The organism is Priestia sp. MDV22-iso46 (assembly GCF_058629175.1).
Genome location: NZ_JBZVWT010000022.1, coordinates 1 through 20,102, shown reverse-complemented (window position 1 = coordinate 20,102; position 20,102 = coordinate 1). Strand labels below are relative to the sequence as shown.

At 34.6% G+C, this 20,102-nt stretch carries 16 protein-coding genes; 9 read left to right on the top strand and 7 right to left on the bottom strand.

Going from position 1 to position 20,102, the window contains the following annotated elements; genetic code table 11:
- Positions 1-522 precede the first annotated feature (522 nt).
- Both AC4NPH_RS30525 and AC4NPH_RS30520 read left to right on the top strand, forming a co-directional pair.
- Positions 523-1,074 (top strand): hypothetical protein, encoded by a 552-nt coding sequence (locus tag AC4NPH_RS30525; protein ID WP_491939346.1) that lies wholly within the window; start codon positions 523-525, stop codon positions 1,072-1,074.
- 322 nt (positions 1,075-1,396) lie between these two features.
- Positions 1,397-1,663 (top strand): hypothetical protein, encoded by a 267-nt coding sequence (locus AC4NPH_RS30520; RefSeq protein WP_061860478.1) that lies wholly within the window; start codon positions 1,397-1,399, stop codon positions 1,661-1,663.
- 91 nt (positions 1,664-1,754) lie between these two features.
- Here the strand turns inward: AC4NPH_RS30520 and AC4NPH_RS30515 are convergent, their stop codons facing one another.
- Together AC4NPH_RS30515 and AC4NPH_RS30510 are read right to left on the bottom strand one after the other, a co-directional pair.
- Positions 1,755-2,324 (bottom strand): HTH domain-containing protein, encoded by a 570-nt coding sequence (locus tag AC4NPH_RS30515; protein WP_098598666.1) that lies wholly within the window; start codon positions 2,322-2,324, stop codon positions 1,755-1,757.
- A 1,063-nt stretch (positions 2,325-3,387) separates the two neighbouring features.
- Entirely contained in the window at positions 3,388-4,098 is a 711-nt protein-coding gene (locus tag AC4NPH_RS30510) for a MerR family transcriptional regulator (RefSeq protein WP_098383169.1), read from the bottom strand.
- 260 nt (positions 4,099-4,358) lie between these two features.
- On the opposite strand from AC4NPH_RS30510, the gene AC4NPH_RS30505 reads away from it, so the two are divergent.
- Together AC4NPH_RS30505 and AC4NPH_RS30500 are read left to right on the top strand one after the other, a co-directional pair.
- Positions 4,359-5,159 (top strand): recombinase family protein, encoded by an 801-nt coding sequence (locus AC4NPH_RS30505; RefSeq protein WP_098315443.1) that lies wholly within the window; start codon positions 4,359-4,361, stop codon positions 5,157-5,159.
- A gap of 958 nt (positions 5,160-6,117) precedes the next feature.
- Entirely contained in the window at positions 6,118-6,789 is a 672-nt protein-coding gene (locus tag AC4NPH_RS30500) for a sulfotransferase family 2 domain-containing protein (RefSeq protein WP_098315442.1), read from the top strand.
- A 372-nt stretch (positions 6,790-7,161) separates the two neighbouring features.
- Here AC4NPH_RS30500 and AC4NPH_RS30495 read toward each other — a convergent pair whose 3' ends face one another.
- The gene (locus AC4NPH_RS30495) at positions 7,162-7,851 is read right to left on the bottom strand and encodes a DUF1796 family putative cysteine peptidase (protein WP_491939345.1); all 690 of its coding nucleotides are present in this window, start codon (positions 7,849-7,851) and stop codon (positions 7,162-7,164) included.
- A gap of 411 nt (positions 7,852-8,262) precedes the next feature.
- Positions 8,263-10,245 (bottom strand): MobQ family relaxase, encoded by a 1,983-nt coding sequence (gene mobQ, locus AC4NPH_RS30490; protein ID WP_098315440.1) that lies wholly within the window; start codon positions 10,243-10,245, stop codon positions 8,263-8,265.
- Positions 10,246-10,621: 376 nt separating this feature from the next.
- On the opposite strand from mobQ, the gene AC4NPH_RS30485 reads away from it, so the two are divergent.
- From AC4NPH_RS30485 to AC4NPH_RS30470, 4 genes are all read left to right on the top strand, one after another.
- Complete coding sequence (locus AC4NPH_RS30485; protein WP_098315439.1) at positions 10,622-10,933, top strand: hypothetical protein; 312 nt, start codon at positions 10,622-10,624, stop codon at positions 10,931-10,933.
- Between the two features lie 636 nt (positions 10,934-11,569).
- The gene (locus AC4NPH_RS30480; RefSeq protein ID WP_098315438.1) at positions 11,570-12,856 is read left to right on the top strand and encodes a replication protein; all 1,287 of its coding nucleotides are present in this window, start codon (positions 11,570-11,572) and stop codon (positions 12,854-12,856) included.
- Between the two features lie 205 nt (positions 12,857-13,061).
- Complete coding sequence (locus AC4NPH_RS30475; protein WP_098315437.1) at positions 13,062-13,601, top strand: hypothetical protein; 540 nt, start codon at positions 13,062-13,064, stop codon at positions 13,599-13,601.
- Positions 13,602-13,986: 385 nt separating this feature from the next.
- Positions 13,987-14,316: a hypothetical protein gene (locus AC4NPH_RS30470; protein ID WP_098315436.1), complete on the top strand. Its 330-nt coding sequence runs from the start codon at positions 13,987-13,989 to the stop codon at positions 14,314-14,316.
- Between the two features lie 958 nt (positions 14,317-15,274).
- Here the strand turns inward: AC4NPH_RS30470 and AC4NPH_RS30465 are convergent.
- Entirely contained in the window at positions 15,275-16,306 is a 1,032-nt protein-coding gene (locus AC4NPH_RS30465) for a YheC/YheD family endospore coat-associated protein (protein ID WP_098315449.1), read from the bottom strand.
- A gap of 166 nt (positions 16,307-16,472) precedes the next feature.
- On the opposite strand from AC4NPH_RS30465, the gene AC4NPH_RS30460 reads away from it, so the two are divergent.
- Positions 16,473-17,702, top strand: coding sequence for an ATP-grasp domain-containing protein (locus AC4NPH_RS30460; RefSeq protein WP_098315448.1), 1,230 nt, complete (start codon positions 16,473-16,475; stop codon positions 17,700-17,702).
- Positions 17,703-18,476: 774 nt separating this feature from the next.
- Here the strand turns inward: AC4NPH_RS30460 and AC4NPH_RS30455 are convergent.
- Both AC4NPH_RS30455 and AC4NPH_RS30450 read right to left on the bottom strand, forming a co-directional pair.
- Positions 18,477-19,148: a hypothetical protein gene (locus AC4NPH_RS30455; protein ID WP_371399902.1), complete on the bottom strand. Its 672-nt coding sequence runs from the start codon at positions 19,146-19,148 to the stop codon at positions 18,477-18,479.
- A gap of 300 nt (positions 19,149-19,448) precedes the next feature.
- Positions 19,449-19,826, bottom strand: coding sequence for a hypothetical protein (locus tag AC4NPH_RS30450; RefSeq protein WP_098315447.1), 378 nt, complete (start codon positions 19,824-19,826; stop codon positions 19,449-19,451).
- Positions 19,827-20,102: the final 276 nt, after the last annotated feature.

Sequence of the window (20,102 nt, the reverse complement as noted above, 5' to 3'; positions counted from 1 at the left end):
TCCTTGATATAACGCTGATTATCCAAGGCTTAAGTAACAGAAAAATGTATAAAAATCGCACCTTTTATACATATGCTAAACACTCCACATAATTGATCTTCCATGTGAATATGATATATTAATAATCAGACTATTTTTTACAAATTTCAACGTATGAACCCTATTTATGAGCTACCTCGCTTCCACTGGCGAGGTAGCTTTTTATTTTGCAACTCTTTTTATAACCTCAAAAAGAAAACCCTTGCTCAACACAACAAGGGTTCATAGGAAGAATAGATTTGTTGACTAAGAAGTTTTTTATACGTCCTCGATATAACCGAGCTCTCAGGATCCAGGTGGAAGGAAGATATAAAAAGTCTGTCCTTTATAAATATGCCGTATCCTCATCTACAGTAATCTGATTTACAGAAACTTATTAATATTTACAATATTTGAATATTTACATAGTTTAGTGGACAAGCATACAGGCAAAAAAAAATATTCAACATTGAATATAGTATATTGAGAAAAGGAGGTTATAATATGTCTTCATCTAAAAAAAGAAAGCACGACTCTTATTGTGCTCAGCCTTGTTCTTGTTCATCCTCATATCCAAAATCCCCACCTAAGTCTTGCCCTGCTTACGGTAACTTTTTCAATAATACTAGTCTTGTAACAGTACTAACTGGAACTGCATTTCCTTTTAATATGCAAGAACCGATTGCTGGAGGAGTCTCCCTGTTAAATCCCACCACTATCTTTATTGAAAACGGAGGAGATTATAGAGTGAATTTTGTGATAACCGATAACACAGTTGTTTTTGGTCCAAATCCAGCTGCATTTCCTCACCTTCCTACTGTTGCATTATTCTTAAATAATGTCCAAGTTCCACTCGAACAAGCTAATTTTGGACTTGAAATTACTCAAGCAGAAGGCCGCGGTTGCAAACCAATTGTTGGAGATACTATTCTATCTATTCCAGATAACTCAATACTTGAATTAAGAAATATAACTACACAGGGTCCTATTACGACAATAATTACTTGTGATAGTGTTGGAAACAACGTTCAACTAAGCCTCTTTAAACTAAACTAAACAAGAACCACACTCTAATTCTATTTCTTAGGAAGCAACCTCGCCTTGCCAATACTGAGGTTGCTTTTTATTTTGCTAACGATAAAAGTAGTGAAAACGTTTTTTTATACTAATAATATCAGTATTTACAGGACTTAGAGATTACCTGCGAGTGTGTGAAAGTCTTTTCAAGCCAAAAATACTGATACACAGGGATTTCAACACTTTTAATTTTTTTTGATTAACCCTATTTGTGAATCTCTGCTATTAGTCACACTTTGAAAGGAAAGCAGGGAAAAAGTCTTTTCTCGTCGAAGGTTACTGCTTGAAAGGTGGTGACATTATGGCTGGATTTGATGAAAACAATCGTGACCCTGAGGTTGAAGCACTAATTGACCGATACCCTGAGGAAAGAGACGTTTATCGCTATATGCGGGACGAGTTTGATAAAGTTTTAGATACATATGACCCTGATATTCACGATAGGGAAGTTGCTGTGAAGGCAAGTGATAAGTTTGACGTGTCTGTAGATTACGCACTTGATCTTTACACTAGGATGGTGTTTAAGATTGCGGAATTTCAACAAAGACGATTCAATAAGTCAAAATAGCCGACTAGAAGGCACTCTAATGAGTGTCTTTTGTCTTGGTTATTTTTCATTATCCTCTTATCTAAAACGTCTGTACGGGGCTGTATAGACCTCAGATAAGTCCTTTCTCTTTGAACACCTTCCTTAAACATTCATTCACCAGTTCACTTTTAATTCCACTGTCTACATTGTCAATGATCTGTAGTACATCGTTATCCAAATAAAATCCCCTAAATTCTCGCCTTGCTTTCTTCCCAGCTAACAGACGATCAATGTTATCAATCTTCTTTTTATTATTCTTTTTCATATTCTTCCTGATAATAGATTCGCTATCAATATCGCTATCCTTTTCGGGTCTATTTTTATTAACTTTTTGAATTGAACTTGCTACTTCTTTATTAGCCGTCTGAATATTCTTTTTCACTCTCTTTTGAATAGGAAATGTGCCCGTTAATTGTTTAGTAGTTTTACTATTCTTCTTGAATACTTCATCGGTGTCCTTATCGAATATAGATTCATCTGTTCCTACAAAGTTATACTTGCCTTCTACACTGTCCCACTCGAAACCTAATTTCTTAATTTTCGTCTGAATAGTTCTGTCTGAAACCTCATACTTTTTCGCAAGGTCATTTACCTTTAATTTCTTGTCACTAATAGCTTCAATCATGTCTCTTACTAACATTTTAGCCACCCCATCCAATAGTGATATTACTAATTCATTTCACCTTAATTTATATTCTTTTATGTTAGAAAATTCACCTTTAATTTCGATAGCAACTTTAGCACCACTTCCTGAAATGAAACGTGGAAACAGGAACTACAAAACATTGGTATTAACGAACTGAAAAAATTTTAAGTGCCTTATCTATCAAGTTGTTGTAAAATAGAAAAAGCGTATTGGAGATTGTTTCAAACAATTTACGTCATCTAGCCTATTCCCAAAGCACAGGGAGTAGGTTTTTTATGTTTTTGGACTACTGTGGAGAAATTGGTAAAGAAGTAAGCTCGTAAATGCATTTCTAATTTGCTTGTAGCATTCGATAGCAACACGCTTATGCATGAAAAGATTGAAAGTTAGTGTGTATCTGATTCAGACACCAGTCGGGGCATATATACATACCGCCTCTACCCATGCATCCCTTCGCTTTGTCCTCTTGTCATAATGGTTCTGGCCACGTCTAGATAGCTATAATGTATGAGTGCTTGCTTATCTTCGCTTTCTTCATAGTTCGTTCATCCTTCATCGCATACCTTGTCACTATCCTGTTCCTTTCTATGGTGGCTGGTTGGCGACCATGTACTTTTGATTGATAGTTTTGATCGGTGGCGAGACCGCCAAGAAGTGGGCTCCCTTTCTGAATGTCCAATGTGTGTCATGCGAAGTTATCAAGCAAAGAATCCTCTTGTTCCTGATTCTAATTTTTATCAGTTTTTCGATTGAATTAAAAAACTAGTTACAAAAATGATGTATATGATATACAAAGTTAGTTAACATAGCGGGATTAGATTTACTTAGGTTTAACTTACGCTCGCGTTCCGCTCTTCTGATCGCTCGCACAAGTTTAACTTATGTTGAACTAATTAAAAGGATAAAACAAAAATGCCTGGTGTAAATCCAGGCATTTTTGTTTTTTGCAGGGTTTTCAGGGTAAAATATTGAATAACTCAGTTATCCTTCTCTATTTCATAAAACAATGGTACTGTAATGAAATAGACTGTTTATTTTCGGCGCTTCTATGCTTGTCTTAGTTCCCAAAAAGACGAGCAAAGAAGCCTTTTTTATTTTCTGTCTCTTTTTCCTGGGCTGCCGCTGCTTCCAATAAATGTTGTTGCTGGTGTTTTTGAGATGAGCGGATATATTCCATCATTTCTTTATCGCGGCTCTCTATATGTTTTTTCATCTGTTCAGCCTGCTTGTCGAAACTGGCTTGCAGCTGCTCCAGTTGCTTGCTTGTTTGCTCGCGATCCGCTCGCCTTTGTTCCTCTAATTCCCTTAAATCATTTTTAGAATCACTTAAGGCGGTCTTATACTCTTCAATTATTCCTAACAGCTGTTTATTTACCTCTTGTTGCTGTTTGAACTGATCGGCTAGCGCTCCTAAGACTTCCGGGGGTAGTGACTTTTCAGAAGCTTGCGGATCAGTTAAAGAGCGATTATTTTCTTCATTTTCTGTATGCTCGTTATGTGCTCGGCTAGCGGAGCGGTTCCTTTCCAATCCCTCAATAATAGTATTTGCAGCTACTTCTAAAGAAAGATTTTTATGCTGAACGAGGAATTTTAGCTTTTGCAATGTTTCATAGTCGCTATGTGTATAGTAGCGCTTTTTCTTATTGTCAGTCTTGAAATCATAACCGCTCTTTGCAAGCGCGGCAGAATATTTCCTTACATTGCTTCCGCTTAATTCCAGGAGCTTTGATATTTCATCTGAATTCATATAATCATCGTTAATAATCATTTGTGGCCTCCAATCTTATGTATTCGCCTTCCGCTCCTTAAACATCATACAGCGTTATTTTCAATAATTCGAGCAAGATAATTTTTTTCCTTTCTTTTTTAATTGCTTTTTGTTCTTTTTCATTCATGAAAAAAAGAACAAAAAGCTTATGTATCAACGGATATATCAATATTATGTATACAGTAATTTGAATTAATGAACATATAAATTATAATAAAAGTATCAAAAATCGGTTTTAATACATGGAGGAACATTACATAATGAAAAAAGTTGTTGGCTATGTTCGTGTATCATCTGATTCGCAAATTGAAAATACATCCATTGAGGAACAAATAAAAAGAATAGAAGCTTATTGTATCTCCCAAGAGTGGGAGTTAGTTGAGATTTTTAGAGATGAAGGTTTTTCTGGAAGCAATATAAATAGACCAAGATATAAAAAGATGATGGAATATCTTGCAGATCATAAGGGCGAACTTGAAAGTGTAGTCGTTTTGAAAATGGATAGGGCGCACAGAAACCAGCTTAACTTATTGCAATTCATTAAGGTTGAGCTCTCGGAATTAAATATGGATTTTGTAAGTATTACTGAATCTTTTGATACAAGTACCATGATAGGGCGTATGATGCTAGGGATTCTTTCTACTTTTGGAGAGTTCGAGAGGGAAGTCATAAACGAGCGGACAAGGAGCGGTAGACTTTCTACAGCTTTAAAAAATAAATATGCAGGCGGCCAGGTTCCATATGGATATGAGGTAGGAAACGGAGCGGTTAAGATAAATAAAGAGCAGGCGGCCATTGTAAAACGTGTATTTGATGAATTTATAGAGGGCCGTACTTGCTACCGGATTGCTAAGAAGCTTAATGAGGAAGGTATTAAAACAAAAAGCAATAAGAACTGGACACCTACTACAATTAGAAGAATGTTAGATACAGAAAGCTATACAGGCTTTAATTCATATAATGGCAGCAAAGAGCAGAATGCCATCAGACAAAAAGATGTTTTTCCTAAAATCATTTCACGCCAAAAATGGAACAAGATTCATGCAGCTGTTACAGCATAAAAAAGGACCAGGAGAGCGGCTCCAGATCTTTTTTAATTCTTTATTATGCCATAAGAAAGAACTTCCTCTTTAGAACTACCCTTTCTAAGGTTTCTATAAGCGCCTACAAGCGAATTAACTTTAGTTTTACAGGCAACCGCTCTTTTAGCGTAGCAGGAGCGGAGCGGTTGTTGTTATTATCTAAAAATGTGTAGTTTTTCAATATGTATAAAAAGCTGCATATTGGAGAGAAACCAACCTTTTGAGAATCCTTTTACGCCAAGGGTTCTTTTTTTGTATGTGTACTGGAAGAGTGATTATGTTAACTAGAGATGAATAATGTATACAGCTTAAAAATCGAAAAAACTACTGGTGTGTACAATCAGTAGTTTTTTCTCTTATTTATAGAAAGAGACAGAAGGTTTCGTCGCATAATTTATGATATGTAAAGTAATTACAAGTGTTTGGACAAGTGCTGATATTATAAAAATTTTATTAACTTTGATTGATATAGTGGGAGTATACAAGTAGAAGTTAAAGGTTCCTTTTATGATTACCTATAATTTTCATTATGTTAACTAAAGATGTATACGATATACAGCTTAAAAACAGAAAAACCAACCTCTGAGTCCTAAAGGTTGGTTTTTCTGCTCTTGGATAAGAGATTTGTGTTGGATTATTGGATACCTTATGGCATCTTGTGTAGTTTGCGCAAGATCTTAAAAATTATTCTTTAAGTTGTCAAGTTCCTAAAAGTAGAAAGGGGAATACATTAAAATTAAGAAAATCATATGGCAATGATTTATGTTATTTTCATCACTTAATCAAAAACCCTTGGAATCATTGGTTCTAAGGGTTTTTGATTTTAATAATTTATGACTATGCTTGTTCCATAATACGTTTCTACACAGGACATTTGCTTTTTGTATTTGGAACATAAGAATTAAAGTGAGTTTTAAAAAAGGAGGTACATTTTTGAATGGGGAAAAAGCTTATTATCTTTATGCACATTCCTAAAACTGGAGGAACTACGTTAAATGAAATTTTTAAAAGATCTTATACTGAGAATGAGATATATGATCATGTTCCTCTAGAAGCAATGAGTAAGCATTTTAGTCAGTTAAAAGAAGAGGATAAAAAAGTAATCAAAGCAATATCTGGTCACCATTCCTATGGCATACATGATCTTTTTTCTAAACCTTATACTTACTTTACTATGATGCGAAATCCTGTTGAACGCGTCATATCATTATATTACTTTTTAAAAACATATCCAGGTTATTATGAAAATAGTATGAGGAATATGCCTTTTGAGGAATACATTGATTGGGACCCCCAAGCTAAGAATGGGCAAATCCGTCAAATCTGTGGGCCAACTTCTCAAATAAGTTTAGAAAAGGCAAAAGAAAATCTAGAGGCATTTGAATTAGTTGGAATAACAGAGATGTTTAATGAATCACTTCAATTGCTAAGAGATAAATTTAATTGGAATAATATTGAATATGTAAAGAAGAATGTTACAAAATCCCGCCCTCGAATCAGTGAAGTATCAACTGAAATAATAAAGAAGATAGAAAAAAATAATGAGTTAGATATACAGCTATTTGAATATATAAGATCTAATTTTATTAGACAATTGAAAGATTTTTAAAAATAAATTTACACATATATGGATATAAAGGAATAAAAATTAAAAACTACTGTGTCTCTTGAGGTGAACTCAAACAGTAGTTTTTTTGAACCCAATAGAAATTCAAAGATCCTAGTAGGACATTAAAAGGAAAAGACTGATGAAATTGAAATTAAAGTGCCTAATCTATAATATGTAAAGCAATGATAAAGGTGAGGACAAGTGCTAATCTTATACACAACCTCAAAAATCCATTATGTTAACTAAAGATATAGACGATATACAGCTTAAAAAGAGAAAAAAGCCACTGCGTATATCAATGGCTTTTTTATGTTCCATTCTTAATAAAAAATTTGTTATAAATTAAACGATTTAGTGATCTAAAACAACCCCTTAATTAGTTAATGTTACTCCGGTTAAGACATAATCCCATGTTACATTACTATTTGGATCGTCGGGAACGTTAACTACACAAGTTCTGCTTAATCCCCAATTTACTTCACTAATTCCTTGCAGACCTTCTACTGGATTAAGGATAAGGACTTTAAAGCTACCCCTCGTTATCTGAGACAAGGTAGACTCTAATTCAACTGCTTCTTGATAATTAGCTACCCATCTAACAAATAAAATGGATTGACTACTTTTTACTTTATCTAAAAACCTCTCTATTCGGTAGTTAAGTGTTTTCTTAAAAGGGGAATAAGCTAAAAACCATTTTTGATTCGGAATAATAGGGAAATCATGAGCAGAAAAAATATTATAAACAGTATCTAGTACTAAATAGGATTTTATAGGTTTGTGAAGCCCTTTATCTGGAAAAACAAAAACTCCTTCATTAGCGTACATAGAAACTCCCTTATCATTTATCACACGCATGTTTTCAAGCTCCATAAATCCATTAAATTTATTTCTTAACAATCTATTTACATCGGAAAGGAATGGGGAGTAATTCCAATCAAGTGGACTTGATGTAAATCTTTTTAAATTAAGGCGTTGAAATTGAATAGCTGGATTACAAGCACTTCCCAAACTAAACACAGCATCATAGGATCCTTTGATATCATGTAAGTTCAAATTAATCATTCTCCTACTTTTCTTTTGAAACTCTCCTATATAAGATGCTTAGTTGAGTAAATTTGCTTGGACAATTACTTTTATGTAAATCATATACATCCTAAAAACAGAAAAAACTACTGTTTGCCCCAAAAGTAGTTTTTTCTCTCGCCTGATAGCAATGTAAGAGCCGAAATCTATTGGAAGAGCAAGGAGGTTGCTCACTTTTATAGTATGCAAAGTAATGAAAAGGGTTTGGACAGGCGCTCACTTTATCTAAGGTTTCTACTATTTTTTCATTTATTTCTTATAAGTCAATGACCAGGGATGATTGGTTACTCTGTAGTAGAGAAACTGTTATCTGACAGATTGAAATACCACCCTTTATTAGCAATCACAACTTTAAGTTGCTTCTAATTGCCTTAAGGCAATTTTTTATGTTTAACGACTAAGATCGGGGCCTTTATTCTTTGCTCTATTTATAGTTGTACTTCTCATTATCTCTAATTGATGTTTTTGCTGCGTTTGTTCTTGACTATGAATTGCTTGTTGAATAGCCTTAAAAACCGTATCTAAAGCGTTTATGTTGCTCTCATGTGTTTTTATTTCTTTTTCTAACCATGGAACGACTGTTTTCTCCATTGTGTTTATACGACTTTGTTGTTGTTGTAAATCTTGTTGTCCTTTATAGCCCAATTCTTTTAGGTTTTCACGCCCATATTTAGCTTCACTTTGTAATTCTTCATAATCTTGACGAGCTTTTTTCGAGACAAGTCGTTTGGCTTTTTCTCCTGGATTTCTGTCTAATTCATCAAGCTTATTCTCCACGCTGGCAAGCTTCTCTACTTCTTTACGCATAGTTGAGACATGTTCTTTCTCTATACGAACCATTTTCTGATGTTTTTTGAACTCGTCTAGCTTCTTTTGGTTAGCTTCTAGACTTTGTTTGATGTTAGATAGCCTAAATTGATTTTGTTGAGCAGTATCGTGATACTGCTCCAGCTTTAATGCACTGCTGTAAGCAAGATACTTGCCAGCTGTTTTAAGATCTGGATAATAAGAGCTTATCTCACGGATTTTGGCTTGTTTAATAGCTTCTTCAGCTTGTAATAGTACCCTAGTTTCGACTTGAATTTGTTTTTTCTCATACGTAATCTGATTGAGTCGATCTTCTTTCTTTTGAGAGAATTCTTGGTAACGCTGATAGAACTCTTCTTTGGTTGAAAAACGAAGAGATTCTTTATGCTTTTGAATGCTGCTTTCATAGCTTTCTTTGTTACTTTCTAAATCAGAAATTTTATCAAGATGACGGCGCTTCATCATGTTATTCTCTTTGAGTTTAAACGGATTAAGGGACTTCTTAAGTTCTTCTACTTTCTCTTCGTTCTGTTGAATTTCACGCTCTAAATCGTTCACACGATCATAATAATTGCTGACATTCAGGAATTGTTGTTGTTGTACATGAAAGTGTCGTTCAATAGGGTCATGACGATCACTCATTTTGCGTAGTTCCTCGTGGCGTGCTGTAATATCTTCTAAGGTAATAACCTTTTGACCTACAAGAGACGCAGCTTTTTGAATATAGGTTTTCTCTATATCCGTAGAAAAGCTGAATTGCTTCTCTTTTTCCTTCATTTTCTTTAAGTGTTCTTCTTTTTGGTGACGGTAGGCTTGTAAATCAACTACAGCCTTATTGTAGTCTTGGCGCTCTCTATTGATCTGGCCACGATCTGTTTTCTTCCCTTTCTTCTCCATGTCATGTGCGACATGGCCTAAGTGAACCATTGGTAAAGTCTCGAGTCCACGCTTCTCATGAGAAAGATGGGTAATACGTTCATTGATTTGAGCTTGTTCTAGTGCTTGATTAGCATAGTTCGCCCATTGTTCACGGATGGATAGGCAGCCTTTGCTATTTTTTACGTACCCACGATTATTTTCTTTTGCATTCGCAAAATCAGCATTCCAGTCACGATTCTTTTTGCCGAATCCATCTTGATCTAGGTTTCTCATAGTTAACATGATATGAGCATGAGGATTATTGGCGTCATCACGATGAATGGCAATATCAGCAACCATTCCTTTTTGAACAAACTCATTTTGAGCAAAGGATTGAATGAGTTCTTTTTGTTGGTCATGATTCAGTTCAATTGGCAAAGCAATATTTAATTCGCGTGCCAACTGTGAGTCTTTGCGCTTCTCTACTTTTTCAACTTCATTCCATAAACGGTTTCGATCTTTTATCCATTCTGGCGCATTAGAAGGAGTCAGAATCATGGTTTCAGGTTGTACGTGACGAGCATAAAACTTTTGCTCATCCGTACGTTCATCATGTAGTTTTTCGCCACTGCGATAAGCAGCTGCAGCAACGGCCGATTGTCCTTTTGAACGGCTGATGATTTGCATTGATAGATGATAGATAGCCATAATTCTTTCCTCCTTTCTTGAGAATGGGTTAGTGGATTGGGAATAAGTTGATGAGAGCACAAGGTGCACTAATCAACGCTTTAGATGAAATCAGCATCATGAACACCAAAGGTGTCAGATGATGGTTTCATCTTTGCCGATAGGCAAACAGGTTTTATGAAATTCGCCATCTAGGCGAATGGGTCTTTGGTTTTGTCTTTTCGTTCCGAAGGAACCGCACACATCGGTACGATGTATAAGTGCGCCCTTATCTCTTTGATCTAAGGGGATTGTACCATATCCTGGTGAGAGAATCTATGCTAAAGATACCGATTTATCTCAATTTTTGATATAATCAATTTAAACATTAGAGAATAGAAAAAGGAGATGAGGATGGGTGCCGAAAAAGCGAACAGATGAGGAGATTCTTCAGGAGTTAGAAGAAAAAATTGAGAAGATGAAAGCGAAGAAACAACAGGTTGAAGCGCGTAAAAAAGAAAAAGAGAGAAAAGAGCGAACACGACGACTGATTCAAGTCGGCGCGATTTTCGAGAAATACTTTGAGATTCAAAGTGAAGAAGAAGCAGAAAAAATTGCGAAGGCGTTGCAAGCGTATGTAGGAAAAAATAAAGAGAAGATTTTGCATCATGATGTTGTGGTAACTGAGAAGAAGAAAACAATGCAAGAAGCAGCATCTACAAAAGAATAATGTCTTTTACTATACTTAATTCAAAAGTTACACTATCAGATTAAGCAAAAAAACATCTTAAAATCGTCGAGGAACTTGTCGGATGAATTAAGATATAGCTATCCCCTCTTTCAACCATAGGCTTCAGCTAATCCGCCAAAGTCTATAAAAAATACCATAAAAGCCAAGTAAGTTTAGACTTATTAGAATCTTAACTGAAAACTCCATGTATATGTATGCATAACTCTTCTCCTTAGCTTGAAGTGTTATATATAGCCAAATTGATTTCTACAGCCATATAACAATATTCATAGCTAAATATACTTGTTTTGATATATTTTGCTGATTTTTATTGAATTATGAGACTACTTAACGCTATAATAAAACTAACAAAAACGTGCGGATAGAAAAAAGACTTCAACTGTTTAAGAAGTGCGGACAACACTCTTAAACCGTTCACCCTAAACACAGTAGGGAAAACACTTGTCGAAGTCTCTTGTTAATAGTTTCATTATCGATAAGATAAAACTTATGTTTTTATTTTATACGAAATTGACATCTATTTCAAGGGCTTCGTTCATCTAAATCAAGACATTGTTTTCCTTTCACCAGGGAGACAGTGTCTTTTTTGTGTTCCTTAAAGGAGAAGATGAACAGATGAACAAGATATTGACTTGCTATTTAAAAGATGTAGATACCTTCAATGGACGATTAAAATGGTTATGGCAACAAAAAGCTACCCTTCGTACAACAAAAGAAGAATTTCTGGAAACACTCCGTACTTATTTTAAACAACAACAACTAGCCTTACATAAAGAATTCCCTAAAAAACGAATGGAAATGTTAGATCATGTAATTTATAATCTTGTAGCTACGGGTATTCAAGCGATCCGTTCAGAAACACTGATGAAAAAATTTAACGCATCTAAAAGTACGGTTTCTCGTTTTGTGAAATCATTAAAAGATACACCCTTTATACTTGTGGCACGTTACATTAAAGAAGATACAACAGGTGCTCACCCTGACAGCTATGTATTTGTCCTTAAAAACCATAAGAATTTTAATCGAATTTGCGATGAGATCTTTTTTGCACATGATACAACAGGTGTACAAACGCTTCACCAAGAAGAAATGACAACTCCTGTGACAACTCCTGTGACAACTCCTGAACATGCTGAAAACGTTGATACAGCAAGCTTAGAGGGCCAAAAAACGTCCAATGCCTTTATTAACCTTGATTTACCTGTAAATCATATAAATAATCATTTAATGTCTGTTGCACAGTCATTCGCTTATATCAAAGGTGTGCCTAAGAAAGTAAATAACGTGTATGCAGGTAAATATGGGCATCAACTAAAAGAATTTTATGCTCGTATTCAAAATGCGGCAAAAGCTGTGAAACGAGATACAGAGATTGAGATTATCAAAGAACAAGTACATGAAGTAGCCTATACAGTCATTGTAGGGTTAGATAAATATGTCCATGAGGCTAATCATACGGGTACTCCCCTATCACTAGATGAGATGTGCCGTCTTGTTTATCAAATTGCATACAATCAATTTACAAATCTACTAAAAGAGAATACCGAAGAACAATCATCCGAGTCAGACATACATACTGAAGCTGAAACATCAGCACTATTTACGCCTAAACATATCATCCGTAAGGAAGTCGTTCCTGTTTGGTTAAAAGCTGAACAGAAGCAAAATGAGTGTACACAGGAAGCAACTATTTCTCTGGATCAACAGCTTGAAATGATTCAATTAAAGCAAGACTTAGGGCAAGAGTTAACGCCAAAAGAAGAAAGCTTGTTACAAGAGCACAGTTCTACGTACAGTTCGTTAAAAATGGCACAGTTGAAACAGGATATAGGGAAAGCACTAAACCCAGAGGAGCAAGCTATACTGCGTCAACATGACCAGTTGAAAGACACAGCTTCCTAATTAAAATGTGCAGAAATCCCTTAGAAACTAAAGTATTAATAGAGTATGTTTATTTAAAATATATTCCTAAATAATAAATGTCTAAATAGGAAGGGGGGACCTTATCCTCCCTTGCTTTAAAAGTACACCCTAAAACAATCACCTATAGCGGAAAATTTGAATACTGTGGGAAAGACTATCAAATTAAATCCAGGGGGAGCACAATGTGACAAAACTATTCGCTATCAATGCAGGGGAGTCCCTTTTTGCCGTTGCGAAAGCAGAGAACGAAGAAGAAGTCATTACTATTCTTGTTAACCGTGAACTAGAAGAACAAGAGGATTTTGGTATTAGAGCGCATATTGATGATTTTTCGATTGAAGGGCTGTATGGTGATTTCTTTCGTGATGAAAAGGGGTCATTTATCGAGAGTCACATTTTAGACTATCCTCGCCATATAAGAAAAATGAGCACTAAAGAGCGTCAAACCTATATCCAATCACATGTTGAAAAGAACGCTAGAGCCTTTTGGAAAGAGCATCCGTTCTATGCGGATCTCTACTTGCGAGAAGTCAAAAAGTATGAGGCTGTAGAGAAAGAGGGAGGAAATGTGTTCCGTCCGCATTTTTCGGAGGAATTTTATTTTAATACGGCCAAATTAATTATTACTGGAACGGATTGGTACGGGGAAGATGTTCAAATCATTGAAATCGACTTAACCGACCGTAATTACCAGCTTATTTTTGAACTTACTTTAGAGGAATAAGCGCCGAGGGGGTTTTATTCCTCTCTTTATATAAATGAATCTTAGAAGCAAAACAGGAGGTCTACCATGGTTGAAAAACTATTAAACTTATTAGACAGTTTAGAGGCAAAAGACCACAAAGTCCTTGATGCTATTCACGCATTGAATGTATAGTCAGATGGCTTTCTAACAGTGAAAAGTGAACAAGCGGAAAGACTGATTGTTTATGTATTAGAGGAAGCGATAAATACTTTGAGTACATTCAAGATGCAGGTATTTTCATGGACTACGCGAATAAAGAGACAAGCCAAAGTGAATTAATTTCGACAATTAGACAAGCTATTGAGAATGAATGGAAAGGCTCGATTCAAACTAGCCTGACATTTAGCTAAAGGAGTTGTCACAAGTGGACATTATTCTTCAAGCAAAAACGTTGGAAAAGAAACATCCTTTTCATTCCTGGGTGTGGGGTTGTCCCTCATGTGGCGAAAAAGTCTCTTCTCAGAAGGAAGGCGTGTACTATCAAGTAATTGGGAAAGGTTTTATTGACCAAAGGATTGTCTATACAGCTTGTTCTGTCGCCTGTGTGGAAGAGAAAATTGGAAGTATCGTTGAAATCTTGTATATCCAAACCAAACACGGAGGGCGCGGGATGTATCATAATAAGCTACACCCTATATCCTCAAGGGAATTTTACGAGTTTTGCAAACGTATCAATATCATCAAAGATTATTAGAGGAGGGTATTGAAAAGAATGTTGCCAGTGAAAATTTGAGATATTCAAACGAGTTTTCTCTTAGAAGATGGATCAATGATAGATTATGTTTATTTAGATCTGTGTTCTAAATAAACAATGACTGAGAATCTAGGCAGGAGGAGAACATTATCACAAAATTACGTTAACCGGATTTGCGATAGGACCACTAAGAGAAGGAGATCCGTACGCTTCCTTTGATATGCGTGAAAAAATTTCCCCGTCTACGCCTAAAGGCTTGAAGAAGAGTACGTTTAGTATCTAAACGAGTATGTCAACATTATGAAAAGTTACAGCATGAAGCAGGACACTACCGTGAAAATCTTACAAGCCTGCAATATAAAGGTCCAGGGGCGTTAAAACAACAAAAACAACGTCTTCAAGAAGTAGAAAAGACTGATCTACCTAAAACGCAAAAGCAGCTTCAGACGAATCAAAATGCCCTAAAAGGAGTTCATATTATTGTTCAAGCTTAGAACAAGCGATTAAATCTGAAAGAACAACAACAACTAGCCTTACAGCAAGCCGGAACTAAAAAACGTCTTCGGACGATTTCTACAAATAGAAGTCAGGGACCTGAATTGGGTATGTAATAGCCTTATAATCTCTTTTTATTGCATTAAAGCAATTTTATATTAACTTAAGTTAATTTGCTCTTAGAAAGGTCTTTGAGGTTTGTACAGCCACTAAAAAGCCTTTTTAAAAAATAAGCACTTGTACAAGCAATCACCTCTTTTCTTTGATTCTTTATATTAAATGAGAATCAAAGAAAAGAGGTGATTAAAATAGGTAACTATACTGGTGGAGTATCTATTCCACGATCTACTGATGTTGTTACGTAAAAGAAAAACACCTTTAGCAGTAGAGAGTTTTTTTAAGATTACAGAATGTAAATTATATAAACTAAAAATGCTAATATCTATATATAAATAAAAGACATCTAATCCTGTTTGCTTTTATTAGCCAAATATCGAGCATATTGAATCATGTTCTTTACTACATTCAATTCACCATTACTGGTGATAGGAGTACCTGGTCTCCAATTAACTTCAAAAAGCCATAATTTGTTTTCTTTATCAAGTCCCACATCAAGTCCTAACTCGTCAAATAGTACATCTTCATATAGAGACTCAAAATGGTTAGAAAACTGTAGGGCAAATTGTTCGAGATGTTTTTGGATATTATAGTAGTTATCACTAAATTCCTGTTTTAAAAAGATGTCGGTAAAGCAAGTATAACCGCCGTTACCTAGATTTGATACAATACTTCCCTTTCTACCTATTCTTGGATATATCGAGGTAATTACCCAATTTCCATTTCCATCTTTTTGCACATGTAGTCTAAAATCATATACATTTCCAGATTTTATTTTGCATGTTATAAACTTCTGAACTAAGTAAGTACCCTCGCTTATCTGACTCTCGATAAACTCTATTAGTTGGTTTTCACTAAGTTTTAACTTTTGTTCGTTTTTACTAATATCATAATAATTATCCGTTTTCTCTACAAAGAAGATACCTGCCCCTTTATGTCCAGATAAAGGTTTTACGATTATTTTTTTATAGCGTTCAACCATATCTAACAAGACCTTATAGCTAGTTAGTTTTGAAGTAGGAATAAGATACTGGGTAAATTTCTTAGCCTGATTCACCTTATTATAAACGGTTAATTTATCACCAACGGAGTGACTAGTGAATGGGATAATCTTGCTTAATTCATGAGTTATTTTTGCCATTTTATCGTTTACAGGGGCGCTAGCATTATAAATAACATCAGGGTAAGAATATTTTCTCTCAACCCATTTGCCTTTTTCGTAGGCCATTCCTAAAATAACTTTTTTTTTCAAATCCACCTTCCCTGGAGTGAAATAAAAAAAGTCTATTCCTTCACCTTTGGCAACTACAGCAAAAGCATAAGCTTTTTTTGCATTTATTGGGTCTTTACGATGATGAAGCATGCCGATTAAAGTCATAAAAACCATCCTTTCCCTTACTCTTAATTGTTTAGGTATATTCATTAATTTCATATATTATTTGTTTTTGATGAACCCTGGTTGTCCTTTTTTTATATCATAGATTAAGAGAAGGAAATATATGTATTTCATATGATGAAATCTTAGAATAGGATGATAAATGTTTATGGATACTATTGTACTTATTGAAACAAATAAATCTGGATCGAGTAGAGAAGCAATTAAAGCAGCAAACAAACTTAATTTCTTTACGGTTTTGTTAACTCGCAGAAAAAAATTTCTTGAGGAACGAAATGAATTCCCAGATGTACATCAAATGATTTTCACTGATACAAACGATTATAATAATTTAGTTACAATAATAAAAAAGTTAAAAAAGGAAGGGAAAAATATACAAGGGATTTTTAGTTTTATCGATCCTTTTGTTTATGTAGCTGCATGTTTATCAAAGGAGTTCTGTCAAAGTTCTGTGTCCACTGAAGCAATCTATCATATGGAAGACAAAATATTGACTCGTAATGTACTTAAGGACACACCAATTTCACTTAATTATTTAATTTACAAACCAACAGAATCATTGTCATCTTTTCTTAAAGCTGAAGAAATAAATTTTCCTCTTATCGTGAAGTCCCCCAAATCAACAGGATCAAAAGATGTATTATTGGCAAAGGATAAAACTGAGTTACATTCATCTATGAAAACTCTTTTGAAAAAATTACCTAATGAAGAAATTTTACTTGAGGAATATGTGGATGGACCCCAGTACTTAATTGAGGTGTTAGTCCATAATGGAAAGATTTATATTATTGCTGTGATTGAACAGGAGATCACAATTTTCAAACGTTTTATCGTCACAGGTTATTCTTTATTAGGACAATTAAATGATAGATTATATCATAGTCTTTTCGATGCTGTCAGTTCTATTATAGAAGCTTTTGATATGAAAAATGGAGCTTGTCATCTTGAGTTACGTAGAGCAAATGATGGTTGGAAATTAATTGAGATAAATCCAAGAATATCAGGCGGAGCTATGAATCGTATGATTGAAATTGGACATGGAATTAACTTAGTAAAGGAAACTATGCAGTTAATGTTAGGAAATGAACCTTCCTTGACTAAAAATCACTATAAATATGTATACGCTCATTATTTAACAGTCCATTCTAAAGGAAAACTAATTAAAGTTATAGGAAAAGAACGTAGTTCTAATTATCCGGGGGTGGAAGAAGTTTATATAAAACCAAGAAAAGGGGCGATTCTAAGGCCACCTACCTCAATGGGTCATCGATATGGATATATTTTAACATCATCACATTATAAAAAAGAGGCTAAAAAAATGGCTTTAGAAGCAGCAAAAGAAATTTCTTTTGAAATTGAACCAACAGATGCAACATAAAGGGGCAGACTGTCAGATCTAAACAACGAGGACAGAAAAAAACGCTTTTATACCATTTCTAAAATGAAAGATCAATGCCTCCAATTAAACATAATAGATAAAATAAAGGATTCAACAAATAAAAAAAACATTGGCTGAGACTTAGTCAATGTTTTTTTATATGGATAGATATTGTTCAAGCCTTAGAACAAACCAAAAGTAAAAAACGTTTTCGTACTGTTAACCAAGGATCTGAATTAAACATCTAATCTCCTTAATTGCCTTAAGGCGATTTGATATCAGCTTCAAGCTGATTAGCTTCTAGAAAGGGGGATTTTAAGCCTGTAGAGCTGTGCCCAAGTGAGTTTAAAATTTCTCTGAGGCTCTCACCTAAAAATGGAAAAAGATAGAATCTAACTAGTTTTGTATAGATTATTCATGTGTTCCTTAGAAAACTTATTAAACTAAAGGGCCTGATTGTGGAAGAAGGAATTGGATACATTATGTTATAAAAAAGTTAGTTTAAACCTCGGTGAAGCGTATAATAAGTAAGCACAAATTTACTTTTAGTAAAGGTTTTAAAGAAACAATTCACTGTCCTTGACACTTCTTTCAACTGGTGAATTACTTTCATTAAAGGCTGTTTTTTTAATGAAGTAAATCTTTTTGTTTTAGGGTTCAATTTTGTAATTGGTAACCAAATGGGGATATTTATCTTTATGTGAATAAGTCGAAAATATATAAGGGTGAACAAAACTTTGTATATTTTCGACTTGATGCAAAAGTACCAGTTTATCATTCACAACTGTACTTGAACTCAGGCTTGGTCTGAATATAAAAAGCATTTCTTACTTGTGCACTCCAATTTGCAAAGGCTGATTTCCATTCAGGAGTGTTAAAGAATTCATCTACAGTTTGAGTTTCAGAATGCCAAACTATAAATAGGTTGAGTGGAGCAATTCCTCCTGCCCAAATTCCATTATTTGCGTCAGTATCTTCTTCCCTTACTAATAATAAGGGTAGACCAAATTGAAAAGCCATTGAAGGTTCTACTTGTGAATAAACTGATCCTACCCAGAATGGAGTGGATGGTGGAAGGGGTCCTGTATTGACGTCAACTGTTTGAATTTTAAAACGACGAAGGTTTACTGCCAACATTCCATAGCTTGATGAAACTAGCCGACGAATATCAGTTAAAATGGATTCAGGATAACTTTCGCTTAAAGGTAATGTACGCGGAAAAAGCAAAGCATTCTCAATCTCTGAAATTAGACGGTCTAGGAACCGTTGTTGGTTGTCATTTAAATGAGTTGTCGTACTTAAAAATATGGGAATACGATAAGCACGGTCAATACACTCTTGGTGTGCCGATTCTATTTTTGCTTTATTTTTACTTAAAGAGCTATTCTTATTTTTTTTCACTTTCACTTCATCTTTGTTTGAAGAGCTATTCTTATTTTTTCTCACTTTCACTTCATCCTTGTCTGAAGAGCTATACTTATCTTTTCTCACTTTCTCATCTCCTTTTTTAATATTATATAGAAAAGGAATAAGTTAGCTTGGACATATTTTATCTTTAGGTTCTTTTATTCTCTTTTTCGGCTGTATATGGTGTTAACATAATGAAAATTATCGGTAGTTAATACATCTAGAAGTCTACAAAAATATCCTCCAGTTAAGTACTCTGGAGGATATTCATATTTACATAATCATTCTTACAAGAAGCCATACAAAATGAAACCTCTTTAGCTCCCATGAGGCTTAATCTTATCTATTAATAACTGTACATCGTCTTGCTCCTCTACGGATTAAACGCTGGGCTTCTCTTAATGAAATTGGAACAAGTACAGCCTCATCAACATCGTCTTCTACATCAAAAACCTCAAATGCTTCCCCACCTACGATTAAAACACAAATGAATTCTACTTCTAAATCATCTCCAGACCTAGGAATAGAATTAGAAATAGTACAACGTTGAATACCTCCTGCTAACAATGTTCTAGCTTCTCTCTCAGATATTCGAATAAAAACAAATTCCTCTATGGCTACATTTCCAACTTCCACTTCAATTTCTACTAGAAGAAAGAATCTGTTTCTAATTCTGACTATACAATTTGCCCCAATCGAAATAATATCTTCATTCATTCTTTTCACCTCCTTTAATACTATAAAATGCACAAAGAGGTGAAATGGTGTGGACAAGCAAACAAAAAAGTTGTTTTTTTGAAATGTGAGACATCAGTTAACAACTATCATCAAAAAAACAGAAAAAACAACCTACACAACAGGAAGTTTTTTCTGTTTTTAGTCTGTATACGATATTCAAAATTAGTTTACATAATACCTCTTTCCGGTACACATCACCAAAAAGAACCCTGATGGGAGCAGGGTTCTAGATGGGGCCTTGTTTCTTCTTTATGC